The sequence below is a fragment of the Agrobacterium sp. ST15.13.013 genome (assembly GCF_027956525.1).
GTDB lineage: Bacteria > Pseudomonadota > Alphaproteobacteria > Rhizobiales > Rhizobiaceae > Agrobacterium > Agrobacterium salinitolerans.
Genome location: NZ_JAQKGP010000076.1, coordinates 1 through 1169, shown reverse-complemented (window position 1 = coordinate 1169; position 1169 = coordinate 1). Strand labels below are relative to the sequence as shown.

The following is a 1169-nucleotide window of genomic DNA, read 5'->3' as shown; positions in this document are numbered from 1 at the left end:
ACGATCGAGGCAACGATGCCGGCGCCGACGGTACGGCCGCCTTCGCGGATAGCGAAGCGCAGCTTTTCTTCCATCGCGATCGGAACGATCAGCTCGACGTCAACGGTGACGTTGTCGCCAGGCATAACCATTTCCGTGCCTTCAGGAAGCGTAACGATGCCCGTCACGTCCGTCGTGCGGAAGTAGAACTGCGGACGGTAGTTCGTGAAGAACGGCGTATGACGGCCGCCTTCTTCCTTCGTCAGGATGTAGGCTTCAGCCTTGAACTTCTTGTGCGGCTTGACCGAACCCGGCTTGCACAGGATCTGACCACGCTCGACGCCGTCACGGTTAACACCGCGAACCAGTGCGCCGATGTTGTCGCCGGCCTGGCCCTGGTCGAGCAGCTTGCGGAACATTTCAACGCCGGTAACCGTCGTCTTCGACGTCGGACGGATGCCGACGATTTCGACTTCTTCACCAACCTTGACGATACCGCGCTCAACGCGACCCGTCACAACCGTACCACGACCCGAGATCGAGAACACGTCTTCGATCGGCATCAGGAACGGCTGGTCGATCGGACGCTCAGGCGTCGGGATGTAGGCGTCAACCGCTGCCATCAGCTCGCGGATCGCGTCTTCACCGATCTTCTTGTCGCTGTCTTCAAGAGCAGCAAGCGCCGAACCCTTGATGATCGGGATATCGTCGCCCGGGAAGTCGTAGGACGACAGAAGTTCACGAACTTCAAGCTCGACGAGCTCCAGAAGCTCGGCGTCGTCAACCTGGTCGACCTTGTTCAGGAACACGACGATCGCAGGAACGCCAACCTGACGGGCAAGCAGAATGTGCTCGCGGGTCTGCGGCATCGGGCCGTCGGCAGCCGAGCAAACCAGGATCGCGCCGTCCATCTGCGCTGCACCCGTGATCATGTTCTTCACGTAGTCGGCGTGGCCGGGGCAGTCAACGTGAGCGTAGTGACGGTTCGGCGTCTCATACTCAACGTGCGCCGTCGAAATCGTGATACCACGCGCCTTTTCTTCCGGAGCGGCGTCGATCTGGTCATACGCCTTGAACTCGCCGAAGAACTTCGTGATTGCCGCCGTCAGCGACGTCTTGCCATGGTCAACGTGACCGATCGTGCCAATGTTGACGTGCGGCTTCGTCCGCTCAAACTTGCTCTTTGCCAT

1 protein-coding gene is annotated in these 1169 nt (G+C 59.9%); it reads right to left on the bottom strand.

The genetic code is table 11. From position 1 onward, the window contains the following. Nucleotides 1-1169 (bottom strand): elongation factor Tu (gene tuf, locus PL597_RS25925; RefSeq protein ID WP_077983439.1); only part of this gene is annotated, 1169 nt, incomplete at both ends.